This window comes from Staphylococcus sp. HMSC070D05 (genome assembly GCF_001815595.1).
GTDB lineage: Bacteria > Bacillota > Bacilli > Staphylococcales > Staphylococcaceae > Staphylococcus > Staphylococcus hominis.
In genome coordinates, this window is sequence record NZ_KV821161.1 from 87,106 (window position 1) to 103,241 (window position 16,136).

The following is a 16,136-nucleotide window of genomic DNA, read 5'->3' on the forward strand; positions in this document are numbered from 1 at the left end:
TTCGCATTCGAAAAAGCGATAAATTATGCATTAGATATATTAAACATGCATAAGATCTATCTGTATGTTGATGCAGATAACAAAAAAGCTATTCATATATACGAGTCACAAGGGTTTAAAACAGAAGGATTACTCAAAGAGCAATTCTACACTAAAGGTAAATATAAAGATGCCTATTTTATGTCATTATTGAAATCTGAATATATTTTATAGCATAAAAAACAACTCATATATTCACTTAGATGGGTTCAAACCTAAATTACTAGAACGGGTTTCATTCGAATATCCGTTAGAGGAATAAATAAAATTAAAAGAAAATTTGGATTTGTATTAATGGCACTCAATATACGAAAAGTAGCGACTTAACTAGCTGAAAACAATCAAAAAATTTATAAAAAAGACAATTTCTATATTATTTCAATAGAAATTGTCTTTATTGACTTATCTAGAGACTTTATGTCTCAGACTCATCATCCCACTCTCACATGAATGCATTGAGTTGACATTTTGTATAAGCACACAATCATTATATATAAATATTTAAACGCTTTTTTATCCGTTAATTACCATGACGAAGTATCCCTTTTTATCTATACACTAATCCACCATCAGTTAAAATGAATTGACCAATAATATAGTCAGAATCATTAGAAGCTAAGAATGATACTAAGTTTGCAACAGCGGATGGTGCTTGATATCTTCCAAGCGTAATTTCTGAAGAAAAGGCTTCAAACGCATCTCCTATTTCAAGACTATCATCAAGTTTAACTATTTATTCATCATACAACATACGATCAAAATTCAAGCAATGATATTTACTACGCCAACTCCCGATTTAAGCATCTACATTCTTTTTAGGAATTAAACAATACGCGGCAATAAATGCGATAAACACTAAACCTGCCCCTACGATAAATGCGATTGTAGCTGCAAATTGTGCTGGGTGATTGACAGACAATGCCGTATAGATTGTAGTTACAACAGCGATACCAAATGCTGCACCGAGTGTAGAAGTCATTTTGATAATCCCTGATGCAGTACCTGCTTTTTCTGACGGAACATTAGATACAGCTGTAGATAACGCTGGTGTCGCAAAGAAACCTAATCCTAAACCTATAAAGATAAAGCCAATGCACGCTACAATATAATAAATCATGTTAGGCAATGAAGTGAAGGCTAAAAGTATAATACCCACTGTAATTGATATAGGACCTAGCATAAGTGGCAATTGCGGTCCTCGATTTTGCATAAAACGTTCACCTACACGTATCATTAATAAACTACACAACATATATGGAATTGTAATTAAACCTGCTTGTGCTCCTGTTAAATGTTTATCATCTTGAACATAGATATTAAATAATGCAAGTGAGCCTATATCCATATTCACCATTAAATTAGCTAATGTTGTGCCAATATAAATATTATTTGAAAATAAACTAAAATCTATGAAAGGTTCATTTTGACGTTTTTCAAATATATAGAAAGCTATTAATGTCACAATGAATATAGCAATTAATATTACAATAATAGGATTTAACCATCCAATTCTATCACCTTGCGTTATTACTATGTTAATACTTAACATCATAATGACAAAAATAACAATACCAATAATATCAAATTTTTTATTATGTGCAGATTCATCTTTAGATTCTGGTATGCCTTTAAGCAATATTAAGGCAAGAATTGAGAAAATGATTGACAACACGAAAATCCAACGCCACCCAATAAAAGTGGCTATCATTCCAGCAAATAATGATGCTAATCCTGTTCCACCATATGAACCAAATGACCAATAACTTAGTGCCTTTTGTCTTTCTTCACCATGAAAGAATGAATTAATTAACGCAATAGTTGCCGGAAGTAGGCATGCTGCAGATAAACCTTGTAACACACGACCTACCAATAATAAAAGTGGCGCATGAGATATAATCAGTGCAATAGACCCAAGTATACTAAGTATCAAACCTGCATAAGTAATTTTAACTCGACCTAACTTATCAGATAAACCTCCTGCTACAACTATAAACACACCAGTTAAGAGTGATGTGAGACTGACCGCAATGTTAACAATACTCATATCTACATCATAGAAACGTTGAACATGTGGTGCGATATTCAAGAAAGACTGTGCAAATAACCAATATGTGAGAATCCCTAAAATAATCGCTACAATGAGTTGTTTTCCTTTATTAAACTGTTCACTCATCATTAAATGTCCTCCTGTTCTTCTTTATTTCATTACAGCACTTTGACCAGCGATGCGACCAAAAGTGAAAATATCTGCCAGCGCATTACCACCTAGACGGTTACCCGCATGTATACCACCAGCAACTTCACCAGCTGCATACAATCCTTTAATGATATGACCTTCTACATCAACGACTTGTGCATGTGTGTTAATTTTTAAACCACCCATAGTATGATGTATTGCAGGTTTTCGTGGTGTCGCATAGAATGGTGCTTTTTCGATTTTTAAATCAAATGCATTTTTATTAAAATCTTCATCATGTCCTTGTTCTACGAAAGTATTATATCTTTCAATCGTATTCACAAAAGTAGTTGTATCTATGTTTAATTTTTGAGCTAACTCTTCTAAGGTATTAGCCTTTATTAAAGTGCCATCTTCTAATTCTTGATTTATTTTGTCTTCAGTCGTATTCATAGCTAGCGCTTTAATATTTGCGTCTGCAATAATATAGAAGATGCCGTCTTTTTGTTCTAATGCTGCCTTAGATAATACATCTCTACTTTCAAATTCGTTAACAAAACGATGGCCTTCCTTATTAATGAAGACGAAGTTTGAAGGTGTCACGATTAATCCTGTAAATAATGCACCTGTCTTAGGATCAGAAATCGGCATCATTTGAGAGAATCCCATACCTACGAGGTCAGCGCCTGTTTGCACACCTAAACGTATACCATCACCTGTAATTGCAGGAGAATTTGTTGTTTTAATATCATCTGGAATGTTATCCCAATACGTATTATATTGTTGTATCATTTTAGTATTTGCTCCAAAACCACCTGTGGCCAACACTACGCCGTGACGAGTGTGAATCTTAACTTTAGCACCATTTGCTTTACGTGCTTCAATACCAACAACTTGATTACCTTCTTTAATTAATTTTTCTGCAGTAGTTTCTGTAAAAATACGACCATGATGATGTTTAACGTAGTCTCCTAAATTTTCAATGTACTCTAAACCTTGTGCTTTCATTGGTTTATGTCCACGACGCCATAGTGCACCAACAGGCATATCTACAATTGAGCGATCAAAATGTACCCCTTTATCTTTCAACCAGTATACTGATTCTAAAACATTATCTGTGAGTGTTTTAACTAAATCATAATCACCTGAAATTTCAACATTATTACGATCTTTACGTTTTCCACCTAGATAGGTTTGAATGCGATGTAATTCAACAGAATCGAAAAGATAATCATCTTTATTGCTACTTTTTTCAAGGTAATCTTTAATTTGACGCTTTAAAGTATTGAAATCTTCAAGATAAGCCTCATCTATATCCTTTTCATCATGATTTAATAACTGTATCAATGTGTCTTTTTCACCAGCGAGTGCAGGGAATGCACTTTGCCATTTAGGCTCAGCAGCATTGACTTGACCACCTGTTCGGATGGTATTGCCACCTATAGCCGCAAATTTCTCAAGCATGATGACTTCTTTTCCTTCATCTAAAACCGTAGCAGCTGCACTTAAACCAGCACCACCTGTACCAATCACGACTACGTCAGTTGTCTCTTCAACGACCTCATCAGACCACTGAACGACTGGTTTAGGACGTGCTCGTAAAATATCTGGATCTTCGCCTGCTTGTTCAATTGCATCTGCAATGCCCTGTACGATGCCTTCACTTGTTACTGTCGCACCTGATATGACATCGACATTTAACGTTTGTCCATTGATGATATCTTGAGGTAAACGTTCAAAAACTGGGTTCGCTATACCTTCAGACTCTCCACTATCATCTACTTCAATACTTACAATTTTATCTTCCGACAATTGAACTTTCATTGGTAGATTGCCATTATGACCTTTTGCATAGACATGATACGTGCCTTTGTTAAATTTCACTTTTTTATTTTGTAGTGCTTTTAATCTTTCATATTTACGATGTTCTTCTTCTTTATCTAAAATCATGAAGTCCATCACTTTCCATAGAGGAGATGGTATGTGAAGTATTTTTTGGTCATGTATATCGACAAATTGTTCAACTTCTTCGTTTTGCGAAATTTTATCCGTCCATTGAGGTTCTACTAAATAGGCTTTCCCAACACTTAAAAGATCATAACCGAGTTCAAGGGCATGTTCTGCATCTTTTCGTTGCGCAATACTACCAACACCGATTAATGGAATTTGTGCCAATTGTGCACTTTTCATTTTATGATATTTATTAATTAAAGGTTCTGTATCTTCTTGATTCACTATGGACGTACGTTGATAACTGTTTGCTGATATATGGAAGTAATCGGGTTCATATTTTGCTAAAGTATTTAGTAAAAACATGGTATCTTCAAAACGTATGCCTGGCTCTTCAATTTCTTCAGGTGAGAATCGATATCCTATTATAAAATGAGAGGCTTCATTTTCATCAACGACACGTTGAACTTTTGTTAGTACTTCGATTGGGAATCGTATGCGTTTTTCACGACTGCCTCCCCATGTATCTTCTCTTCGATTAGAATGCGGAGAGAAAAATTGTTGTAATAAGTATGTGTTGGCACCATGAATTTCAACACCATCAAATCCTGCTTCTATAGCACGACGTGTCGCTTCTCCGAAATCTTCTATCATCTGATTGATTTGAGCATGTGTCATTTCTCTTGGTGGTACCGCATCAGGTCTTAATGCTGCAATAGGACTCGCAGATATGGGTTGTTCACCTTCATTGAACTTAGGATTCGCCATTCTTCCAGCATGATAAAGTTGTAAAATCGCTTTTGACCCCTTAGATTGAATCGCTTCTGCTAGACGTTTAAGTCCAGGTATTTTGTCATCGTTATCAATACCTATAGCCCCTGGGAAGCCTCTCCCATGGTCTTCAACAAAACAACTTTCAACAATAATTGCTGAAGCATCACCAGCCCTAAATTGATAATAATCAATCATTTCTGATGTAACACTTCCATCAAAATATCCAGCTTGGATAGTCATGGGCGCCATTAATACTCTATTTTTTAATTCGGCACCACATTTAAATTTAAAAGTATCAAATAATTCTTTACTCATAGCAATTCCTCCTAATACATTGTGATTTTTTTCACATTTATACTTAAAAATAAAATACTCTTTATGAGTATTCTTTAAAATTTTATAAATACCTCTGCATTTTTGAAGTCATTAAAACGTTTCCATCTCTTGTCACAATGATACCTTCAACACCATCTATGAGGTTTAATAATTCAATATTTTGTTGTGATTGACCAAAACTACAAATTGTACTCCATACCTCGCCATCAATCCCATGATCAGATATGATTGTCACGCTAGCGATATCATTATCTACAGGATACCCTGTATTGGAATCCAAAATATGATGAAATAATTGATGTTCCTGTATGAAATAGCGTTCATAGATGCCGGAAGTAACAACTGATTGATGCTCTACATTTAATGTAACGAGTGATAATGCGTCTTTATAAAAAGGATTGCGTATACCTACATGCCATTTTTCTAAAGTTTTCGGTTGTCTACCAATTGTTAAAACATTACCACCTAAATCGATAATGGCAGAAGCTACACCATGAGATAAAAAGTATTGCTGTAATTGATCAGCAAAATAGCCTTTTACAATGGCTCCTAAATCAATCTCCATTCCTGGTTGTGTAAGAAATACTTCATGTGTCTTTGAATTTAGAACAAGATTTTCAGGATTCATACACATTAAAGCGCGTTGTATATCTTCTTCTTTAGGTTTCAATGCATCTTTGAAACCAATTTTCCATAATTTAACTAATGGCCCTATCAATATGTTCATCTTAAAATTAGAAGATAGTGTAGTTTCATAACCATAACGTATCATGTTAAACATCTCAGGATTAACCTTGACTGGTGCGATACCTGCATGTTGATTCACATTCATCAAATCTGATTTTGGATCATTAGCACTAAATTGAGATTCCCAATCATGAATTTTTAATTCAGCTTCTTGAAGTAATGTGCTCGAATGTTGATGTTCAATCGATAAACGTATCACCGTCCCCATTGCTTTAACCATTAGCGTTTCCACTTTTGATTCCCCCTTTCTACGTGTATCACAACGCTAATATGTATATAAAATTTAAAAGCTATTTTAAATGAAATTATTACTTTAGTTTCCACATTCATGTTAACACAATTTCAAATATTTGATTTTTACTTATTTAGATGTTCATAATTATGTCAAAAGTTAATCAAAGTATAAATTTTACTATTTTAAAAAATTCTTTATTATATATTTTTAATAAAAAAGAGTAGAACAGAAGCCATACAGAATTCTTTATTCCACTCTTCACACAGTAAATTAACATCGATAAAATTGAATATTTTCATATAATCAACGCAGTTAATACGAAAATATTTGCGCATCTGAACATCTCATTGCTGCAGTCTTTTTTATAATGTTGATTGATTCATTCGTTTTTTTATTGTTTTTTCAATAGCTTTAATGTTTTTTCATAAATGATTAGTAAGTATTGTTTTATCATTTTGTTGTTTCATGTGTGATCCATATTGTAAAATTAAATTGTTTTAGCATTAGTCTCTTTTCTTATCGTACCCACTACTTAATAAGATACATTTTCTTCTATTAAAATATTTTTCACTTTATCTTCTTTAATTTGTTTAACAATATTTGTTAAATCTTTTTGACTTGGTTCTTCAGCATTCATATTTCCAATGCCTTCTTATTCAAAATGATAACGTTCTACTAAATAAATTACAGCTTATTTATTAGATTTTTCTACTTCTGTGTCTCTCATTCGACCCCCTTCAAAGATATACTTTTCATAATCTATTTTTTAGTTTTATTTGTGGTATGCTTCTCCTTATTAGTTATTTTGCTAAAAAAGAGAGGGCAGATTTTGTCCTCTCTTTTTAAACAACTCTATAATTTATTTAACAGATTAGAGAAAAATTGAATGATAGATTGAATAATTTCCACAATACCATCCCATATGCGTTGAAGGAGATTTCTATTTTCTTCTGTATTCAAATCTTTGGCTTTATCCTTCGCTTTATTCAATAAATCATCTGAGTTTTTTTCAATATTTTTTAATACATCTTTTGCATTTTGTTTAAATGCTTTTGGATCAGAAGTTAAGGCATTAGAGTTTGCCACATTCACCATATTATTATTAATCATTTGAATTTGATTTTCTGATAATATTTCTGACAAGCCACGTTCATCGAGTACTTTATTGACCGTGTCTTCAACTTGTTGTTGTGTTATTTGTTTATCTTGATTTTGTTTAATATCTGCAAGTTGTTCTTTAATATCTGCTATTGAAGCATTCAAAGCTTCATCTGAATATCCATCTTTACCTTTATTTTCTTCTGAAATTCTACCTAAGTCATTCATTTCTTGATTAGAATTTTGAATATCTTCAGCGTTGAGGTTGTTACCTTTTTCTTCATATGCTTTATAAATACCAGCTAAAGCACCTTCACCAGTTACTTGGTCGACAGAAGCTATATGTATTTCTGCGTTTTTAATTCCTGCCGTAATTGCAGCATTTTGATATTGTTCAGATGTCACTTTTGTAATGTTATCTGGTGTATCAATTTTCACATCAACACCCTTACCCCATTTTTTATGTTCAATTGTTGCACTTGAATAAATATAACTTAGATTACTGCTGTTTGGGATATAATTACTCACATCATTGACGTTAACATTATAAGTTTCATAGTTATCATCAACGCCTAGATCATTCTCAGTTTGTTGTAAATCTTGCCCTTCTAAGTCAGCGCCTTTAATAAAAACAGGTTCATCCCAATCTTCTTTATTCTCAGCTGCTTTAACAACACCTGAAGCTGATAACAACAATGTAGCTACTGCTAAACTAGTTATTGTTTTTTTCATTTTCAAATACACCATCCCTTAAAATGTTTCATATATTTATATTAATCGTATCCAATAACACGTTTTTGGATTGTTTCAATCATTTCTGAATCAGCCTGTGTCATATCATATTTATAAATTTGGTTGAATCTTGGATTATAAATACCAATGTAACGTATATTCTCAAAGGTAGGCTTTTGAGATGTCTTACCCATTAAATAATATATCACTAATTGAAGCGTACTGTTTTTCTGTGGTAGTTGTTTTGAAACTTTAAAATCCCACAAAGTATCTTCAGTTAGAAAGTCGCCATCTCCAGTATCAATAATGCTTGTATAACCACCCTCAAATGTGAAACCATCCATTTTAACTTCACCAATTTGATTAAAAAATGAAAGACTTCTGTTTATAAGTGATTTTATATTATTAATTGTGTCTTGATCTGGAATTTTAAATTCTTTAGGCATGCTTCCTGCTCTATATACCATATCGTAATTTACCAATTGACATGCTTTAATAATAGATAGATCATCATTATCATTAATATCTTTTAACAATGATTCGGCTGTTTGTAATTCCCCAGCTAATTTTGCGCCAGTTAACGATATGGCAAATGATTTTTCTTTGTCTTGATTTATAACCATACGAGTAAGGTAGTCTACGACTAAACCAATTGTTTGAGGTGCTATATTTTCATTTTTTGTATCTATAAATGTTTCTGGTTCTAGTTGCTTAACTTCAAATGATTTTCTGTTTAAATATCCACCACGAGGTTGTTTAACTTGTGAAATTCTTTGTGTAACACTAACCAATTAAAGACTCCTTTTGATAATAATATTTTTATATTTATGAAGCGTTTGAAGTTTCTTTGTCATTTTCTGAACTTTTTGATTCTACATCTTGAGATTGTTCATTTTCATAGTTGTTACCATCAGTATTTTCATCATTGTTTTGGTTATTATTTTCTTGTGCTGCATCTGGATTTTGATTATCTTCGCTAGATGGTTGTTCTATTGGTTGATTTGGATCCTCACGTTCCTCATTTTGCGAAGCTTTCTCGTTACTATTTTCTTGCTGTTTTTCATTATTTTGTTCTGTTTAATTTATAGTATTTTCTTGAGATGGGTGTTTAGAAGTATCTGATTCATTCGAACTTATATTATTTAAATCAGTATGAGTGTTTTCTTTCTGTTTATTTTTCTCACTATTTTCCCCATCGCGCTCAATATTAATTGTACAAGCGGATAGTAAAAAAGAAGTTAAAAGTACTAAACTAATTATATATTTTTTCATATTGTTAACTCTTACATTCTCTTAAAATTAAGAATCATCTTCACCATTAGATTCTGATTGTATTTCTTCTTCTTGTGAACTCTGATCCATCTTTTGTTTTTGTTCTTGTGTTTTTATATTCTCATTATCTGTATCATTATTATCAATCGCTTGTTCCTTTGCTTCATTATATCGTTTTTTCTCTTCATCGGAAGCATATTCATAACTTTCTAATACAACACCAGCTCTTTTATCGACTTCTATCATATATGTTAAAAAAGAGCCATTGACGTTTCCATTTTTAAATTCAATATAATATACATGATTATTGGAAGTTAAAGTTCTATTAATATTAAAATTTATTTGTTTACCATTAGATTCTATATTATTTTGAGCATAAGTTTTGGCAGTTTCAATTGCTCGTTGTTCACCTATTGGTTTCTTTACTTGTGGTGATTGGACATTGCTATTTTGATTATTATCACTATTCAATAGATGATTACTACTATTTTGATTAGTTTTATTTTTTTCATTTTGTTTAATTTCTTTACTTTGAGAATTATTTGAATTTTGATCATCTGTTAAATTAATATTAAAATCGCAACTTCCCAAAAAAACAGAAAAAACTAAAATTCCACTTATTAATTTTTTAGATATCATATTACAATTACCTTTCAATAACCCTTTACTCAAATTTTAACATAATTATTTAAGTGAATTTATTCATTTCAGATTATAAAACTATGATTTCAATATTTTCTTAAGTTATCATACATTTTATTGGAGATAATATATTTAATTACGTCAATTCAAAGTAAGTTATATACAACTTATTTTTTAGTTTTATTTATGATATGCTTCTGCGTATCGGTTAAGGATGCGGTTTATTTAAATTAAATATAATAAATAAGAGAGCATTAAAAAAATCTGACTTTTTTAACACTCTCTCTTAAAACTATATAATTAATTAGATATTAAGCCCACCAGATATCAGTTGGTTTATCATACACATTGACAGATTGTAAATTTTTACAAGCTTTTTGGAAACCTTCATCAATAGACATAATAGGATCTTCGTGTTCGATACTAAGTACATAGTCATAACCATTAATAATCAATTGACTAATAATATCTCCCCATACATAGACACTATGTCCATATCCTACTGTGCGGAATGTCCAAGCACGTGTTTCAACACTTCCGTATGGTTGCATATCAGTTAATCCATACATATTTACATTTTCTTGATTAATATACGTATCTTTTGCGTGGAAATGATGTATCGCATTTTCTTTTCCTAAAATACGAATCGCTGCAATTGGGTCAATACCTTGCCACCACAAATGACTAGGATCTAAATTAGCACCTATATATTCATTAGTAGATTCACGTAATTTTAATAAAGTATAAGGTGTATGTACTAGAAATCCTGCATGTAACTCAATTGCAATTTTGACATCTTGTTCTTTAGCAAATTCTGCAAGATCTTTCCAATATGGAATTAATTTTTTCTCCCACTGATATTGATATATTTCAGAATATGCATCTGGCCAAGGCGTTACAGGCCAGTTAGGAAATTTGGCTGTTTCATCTGACCCAGCAATACCTGAGAATGTATTGACTACAGGAACATTTAATAAATTTGCTAAGCGAATCGTTTTACGTAAAACATCATCTGATCTTTTAGCCTTTTCTGGATCTGGTGAAATTGGATTATTGTGACAACTGAATGCACTAATTTCTAAACCTCTTTTATCAATTGCTTCTTTAAATTCTTTACGTTTTTCTTCACTTTCTAACAATTCATCTAATTTACAAAATTGGTCTCCCGGATTACCTCCAGTTCCAATTTCAATCATATCTAATCCTGAATCTGCTACATAATCTAACATTTCTTCAAAATTTTTATCTTGGAATAAAACTGAAAATACACCTAGTTTCATATGAAACACTCCTTTTATAATTTAATACTGTGCTCTAATTCATTACTGTTATAAATTGCATCTATAAGTAAATTAACGTTACGTGCTTCTTCTGCTTTAACAACGATTTCTTCTTTTCCGAGACAACTATTCACAAAATTAAGCGCCTGTCTCTCAGCTGCAATGTCTTCATTATGTACAACATTCGCACTATTAGTGAAATATGCACCATATTGCGGTCGATAAATTTCAAATGGATATAAATTCATCCCCCCATTTTCTCCTGACACACTTAAATGCATTTGATCTTCTTTAATATTGGCGGACCAAGAACATTCAAATTGCATACTTAAATGATTTGAAAATGTCATAAAACTTGAAACATGATCGTCAACATCAAATGTTTCATAATCAAACTGTCCCCAATCGTTAATTTGTCCTGACTGTTTGCTTAATTTGTTATACGTTTTACCTAATACTTCTACCGGCTTAATATCTCCACCAAGTAACCATAATCCTAAGTCTAATAAATGACAGCCGTAATCTATTAAGCTACCACCGCCTTGTAATTCCTTATTAGTAAACACACCCCATCCTGGGACTTTTCTACGGCGTAATGCTTGTATACGTATAACTAGTGGCACGCCTATATCTCCATTTTCGATTGCTTTTTTTGCTACAATCGCTGCATCAGTGTGGCGATAATGATAAGCTACAGTTAAAAGTTTATGATTTCTTTCACTCGCTTCAATCATTACGTTACATTCCGAAGCATTCATAGCCATCGGTTTCTCACACATGACATGCAACCCTGCATTTAAAGCTGCCACCGTCATTTCTTTATGAAATTTATTTGGTGTACAAATAATGACAGCATCAACTAGTTCAAATAATTTCTCAGTTGATTCTGGAACATGAGGAATAGAAAATTTGTTAGCCACACTTTTAGCTTGTGCTTGATTAATATCATATAAAGCAACAACTTGTGCTTTATTTTCTAATTTTTGCAGTGCAGGTATATGTCTACTCTGTGCAATACCACCAGCTCCAATAATCCCAACCTTTAGTACTTCACTCATAAGTATCCACCTCTATTTGCTAATCAAAATAAATTGTTTCACCTGTTTTAGCTGATTTATATATAGCTTCTAATATTCTAGTAACGACGATTGCTTCTTCAGGTTTTACAAGAGGTTCTTTATCATTAACGACACAATCAATCCATGCTTTTGCTTCTTCTGCCGCTTCATCAACTTTTTCCCCTTCATAAAAGTCGACGCCTTTATTTTCTAATTCAACATTTTTTGTATATAACGTGCCCATATCTTCACCGTGAATACGTAATCCATCTTTCATATCAGCGCCTGCTTTTGTTCCTGATAATGAACATTTTGCTTCATCAACTTCTAGAGAATTGATCGCCCATGCAGATTCAAGAATAATAGTCGCTCCATTAGACATTTTTATAAATCCAAATGCAGAATCTTCTACTGTAAACTCTTCTGGATCCCAAGGACCCCAAGCGTTAGCTGCATTCTCTTGTTTACTGAGTTTATGGAATGTTGATCCAGTTACTGATACTGGTTCATAATTATTCATCATCCATAATGTTAAATCTAAAGCATGGGTTCCAATATCAATTAAAGGCCCTCCGCCTTGAGCCTCTTCATTTAAGAAGACACCCCATGTAGGAACTGCACGTCGACGTATGGCATGTGCTTTACCAAAGTAAATATCTCCCAAATCACCACGTTGAGAAGCTTCATGTAAATATTGACTATCTGGACGGAATCTATTTTGATAACCAATCGTTAATTTCTTACCAGTTTCTTTAGCTGCATCTATCATTTTTTGAGCTTCTTCTGTTGATTTAGCCATTGGTTTTTCACACATTACATGTTTATCAGCGTATAACGATGCTACTGTAATCTCACTATGAGAATTATTTGGTGTACATACATGAACAACATCAATTGATTCATCTTTTAATAATTCTTTATAATCACTATGGACCGCTGCATTACTTGTACCAAACTTTAATGCTGTTGTTTTTGCTTTATCAATATCGATATCACAAAAAGCAACAATTTCTACCTCATCTACTTGTTGTAAGCTTGGTAGATGTTTACCATTAGCTATTCCTCCACATCCAATAATACCAACTTTAACTGTCATATTTATTAACCCCTTTAACTTATTTAACTAAATTTTGCATCTATAAAATGAACGGATAAAGCGCCTATAATTAACATACAACCAGCAAAAAGCAACATTGCAGGCATTGAACTTCCTAATAATGGAAAAAGTCCAAAACTTACTACAGAAGCAATAATTTGCGGTAAACAAATACTGATATTAAATAAACCTAAATATGCTCCTGAATTTTTTCCATCAATTGATTCACTTAGTAAAGTAAATGGTTGTGTATTCATCGTTAAATTATTAATTCCTATTAATAAGAAAGAAATAATAAGTAACCATTGATTATGGATAAAGAAGATAGAAATAAAACCTAAGCCACCAGTAACCAATCCGAAACTATACCAAAATTTTCTTTGTTGGGGTTTAGACTTAGCAATAACAAACCCAAAAAGTACTGATGCTACTGACTGTATACAAAATAGCAGCCCATACCAATTTCCTGCTTCTTGATATCCTGCAGACGCAGGATTTGTTGTATTCCAAACATTTTTTGCTATAGCACCTGTTGAATATGTCCAAAGATACATAATTGCAAACCAATTAAAAAATTGAACTAAACTTATTTGCCAAAATTGTTTAGGTGCCGATTTTAATAATCGAAGTAAATTAATTTTGTTATTTTGTTCATTTTCAGAAATTCCATGATAGTAATTGTATTTTTTGGGTTCATATTCTTTAACTGATAAAACTGTCCATACTGAAGCAACCAATAATACAGCAGCAGCAATATAATAAGCAATCTTAACAGTTGAAGGAACTTCACCTTTAGGTGCGATATTTGCAACTCCTAAAAGTGTTAATACAAATGGTAATATTGTTGCAATAATACCTCCCATATTTGAAAATGTTTGCTGCCATGACCAAGCCATATCCCGTTGATCTTCATTTACCATATCACCTATAACCATCTTATAAGGTTGCATACATGCATTAGCTGTTAAATCCATAAATAATGTCATGACTGCTCCAAATAATAGTGCCATTAAGGATGCATATCCAAAGCCGAATGATCCAGCATTAGGTAAAAGAACTAATACTAATGCGCCTATCGGACCAGCTACTAATAAATAAGGCATCCGTCGTCCAAATCTATTCCAAGTATGATCTGAATAGTGACCAATCAATGGTTGAATAATCATTCCTGCTAAAGGCGGCAAAATGAAAAACCACCCTAATTTATCAGGATTAGCACCTAACGTTTGAAAAATTCTTCCCATCATTGAAGACTGTAAAGCAAAAGCCATATTTACTCCAAAAAATCCAAATGTTATAGAAAAAATGATTGATTTTTTTAGAAATGGCATTTTATGTCCTGCCGTTTCTTCTGTTCTTTCAGACACTTTAACAATATCTTCATTATCAGTATTGTGATTATTAACCACGTTACTCATTATTTTTCACCCCTTTGTTTATTTATATTATTAAGTCTCCTTATAATTATTTACATTAAAGATAAAATGTAATCGATTACATTTTTAATTATAACGAAATGACTTCAATTTGTAAACGATTACATTTATAGATGAAAAATTTTTACTTTATATTTTGGGCTGATTGTCTTTCTAAAATTGTCCCTTCTAGTAAAGTGTCCGTTTCTTTTAACTCTTTATTTTCGATTAAATCTAGTAATTTTTGTATTGCTTGATTACCTATTTCTTCAACAGGTTGAGCGTAAGTCGTAAGCTCTGGAGTAATAATTTCTGATGATATAATATTATCAAATCCTACGATTGAAATGTCATCAGGCACACGAATGCCATGTTTAGTTAGAACCTTTATAATACCTATTGCCATTTCATCGTTAGCAGCGAAGATTGCTGAAGGTAATTCTTTCAACTTTAAAATTTTCATACCAATTTTATATCCCGATTGTATTGTAAAATCCCCTTCAAATATCCAATCATCGTTTATTTTAAGATTGTGCTTCAACATTTGTTGTTTAAAACCTGTCAAACGATTTTTTCCTAATATTCCTTTTAAAGGCCCAGAGATGTAAGAGATATTTTTATGCCCTTTATCAATCAAATAATGTGTCATTATTTCAGCGCCTAGAATATTGTTGATTGTGACTGACGGCAAGTTAATACCTTCAATATTTTCACATGCTAACACAAATGGAATTTGCTTATTGATTGTTTCTAAATTTTTAACGTCAAAATAAGATGTTAAAGATATAATGCCATCTACTTTCTTTTCATAGAAATAACCAAAATATTTATCAGCAGATTTGTTTTGTGTGTCACCTAGTAAAACTTCATAGCCTTTTTCAATTGCTGTCACTTCAATTTTTCTTAGTATTTTTGAAAAAAATGTATTAGTAATGTCAGGAACAAGTACTAAAATTGTCATTGTCTTCATTGTTCTCAATTGTCTTCCAATATTATTAGGATGATAATCTAACACTTCAATTGCTTTTAATACTTTCTCTCTCGTTTCTTTTTTTACTTTACCTTTATTACTTATAACTCTGGATACAGTAGCAGTGGAAACTTGAGCTAACTTTGCTACATCTTTAACATTTGTCATTATATTCCCACCCTTAATTACATTTATTATTTAAAACAATTATATCCTTATTTCCATGGTAATTTTAACCTAAATAATACAAAATATTCTTAAGAAGTATGCATAATTTTTGATAAGAGATAAGTTTCTTATGCACGTATCAAAATCT

Annotated in this window: 13 protein-coding genes and 4 pseudogenes; 2 read left to right on the forward strand and 15 right to left on the reverse strand. The window is 31.9% G+C overall.

Features of this window, described 5'->3' with window-relative positions; translation table 11 throughout:
• The coding region (locus HMPREF3046_RS10710) for a GNAT family N-acetyltransferase (protein ID WP_141755548.1) at positions 1-213 on the forward strand (213 nt) is incomplete at its 5' end.
• Positions 214-270: 57 nt separating this feature from the next.
• Positions 271-489 (forward strand): annotated as a pseudogene (locus HMPREF3046_RS11600) (IS5/IS1182 family transposase); the annotation flags it as partial.
• Positions 490-586: 97 nt separating this feature from the next.
• Here the strand turns inward: HMPREF3046_RS11600 and HMPREF3046_RS11140 are convergent.
• The 15 genes and pseudogenes from HMPREF3046_RS11140 to HMPREF3046_RS10770 form a co-directional block, all read right to left on the reverse strand.
• Positions 587-772, reverse strand: a pseudogene (locus HMPREF3046_RS11140) (SDR family oxidoreductase); the annotation flags it as partial.
• Positions 773-835: 63 nt separating this feature from the next.
• Positions 836-2,212, reverse strand: coding sequence for an MFS transporter (locus HMPREF3046_RS10715; RefSeq protein WP_070719472.1), 1,377 nt, complete (start codon positions 2,210-2,212; stop codon positions 836-838).
• Positions 2,213-2,236: 24 nt separating this feature from the next.
• Positions 2,237-5,254: an NADH-dependent flavin oxidoreductase gene (locus HMPREF3046_RS10720; RefSeq protein ID WP_070719446.1), complete on the reverse strand. Its 3,018-nt coding sequence runs from the start codon at positions 5,252-5,254 to the stop codon at positions 2,237-2,239.
• Between the two features lie 82 nt (positions 5,255-5,336).
• A complete protein-coding gene (locus HMPREF3046_RS10725) occupies positions 5,337-6,242 on the reverse strand; it encodes an FAD:protein FMN transferase (protein ID WP_070719474.1) in 906 nt (301 codons plus the stop codon).
• 437 nt (positions 6,243-6,679) lie between these two features.
• Positions 6,680-6,939: pseudogene (locus HMPREF3046_RS11275) on the reverse strand (metal ABC transporter solute-binding protein, Zn/Mn family); the annotation flags it as partial.
• A 170-nt stretch (positions 6,940-7,109) separates the two neighbouring features.
• The gene (locus HMPREF3046_RS10730) at positions 7,110-8,087 is read right to left on the reverse strand and encodes a DUF1002 domain-containing protein (protein WP_070719447.1); all 978 of its coding nucleotides are present in this window, start codon (positions 8,085-8,087) and stop codon (positions 7,110-7,112) included.
• A 41-nt stretch (positions 8,088-8,128) separates the two neighbouring features.
• Positions 8,129-8,878 carry a hypothetical protein gene (locus HMPREF3046_RS10735; protein ID WP_070717376.1) on the reverse strand — a complete coding sequence of 250 codons (750 nt, stop codon included), beginning with the start codon at positions 8,876-8,878 and terminating at the stop codon, positions 8,129-8,131.
• Between the two features lie 34 nt (positions 8,879-8,912).
• Positions 8,913-9,161 (reverse strand): annotated as a pseudogene (locus HMPREF3046_RS11675) (hypothetical protein); the annotation flags it as partial.
• 3 nt (positions 9,162-9,164) lie between these two features.
• On the reverse strand, positions 9,165-9,359 hold the full coding sequence (locus tag HMPREF3046_RS11280; protein WP_256278235.1) for a hypothetical protein: 195 nt from the start codon (positions 9,357-9,359) through the stop codon (positions 9,165-9,167).
• A 27-nt stretch (positions 9,360-9,386) separates the two neighbouring features.
• A complete protein-coding gene (locus tag HMPREF3046_RS10745; RefSeq protein WP_141755545.1) occupies positions 9,387-9,950 on the reverse strand; it encodes a hypothetical protein in 564 nt (187 codons plus the stop codon).
• 362 nt (positions 9,951-10,312) lie between these two features.
• The gene (locus tag HMPREF3046_RS10750; protein WP_070719451.1) at positions 10,313-11,281 is read right to left on the reverse strand and encodes a sugar phosphate isomerase/epimerase family protein; all 969 of its coding nucleotides are present in this window, start codon (positions 11,279-11,281) and stop codon (positions 10,313-10,315) included.
• A 14-nt stretch (positions 11,282-11,295) separates the two neighbouring features.
• Positions 11,296-12,339, reverse strand: coding sequence for a Gfo/Idh/MocA family protein (locus HMPREF3046_RS10755; protein ID WP_070719454.1), 1,044 nt, complete (start codon positions 12,337-12,339; stop codon positions 11,296-11,298).
• Positions 12,340-12,358: 19 nt separating this feature from the next.
• On the reverse strand, positions 12,359-13,435 hold the full coding sequence (locus tag HMPREF3046_RS10760; RefSeq protein WP_070719456.1) for a Gfo/Idh/MocA family protein: 1,077 nt from the start codon (positions 13,433-13,435) through the stop codon (positions 12,359-12,361).
• Between the two features lie 23 nt (positions 13,436-13,458).
• Positions 13,459-14,766 (reverse strand): SLC45 family MFS transporter, encoded by a 1,308-nt coding sequence (locus HMPREF3046_RS10765; RefSeq protein WP_141755549.1) that lies wholly within the window; start codon positions 14,764-14,766, stop codon positions 13,459-13,461.
• Between the two features lie 229 nt (positions 14,767-14,995).
• Positions 14,996-15,988: a LacI family DNA-binding transcriptional regulator gene (locus HMPREF3046_RS10770; RefSeq protein ID WP_070719460.1), complete on the reverse strand. Its 993-nt coding sequence runs from the start codon at positions 15,986-15,988 to the stop codon at positions 14,996-14,998.
• Between the last annotated feature and the right edge of the window lie 148 nt (positions 15,989-16,136).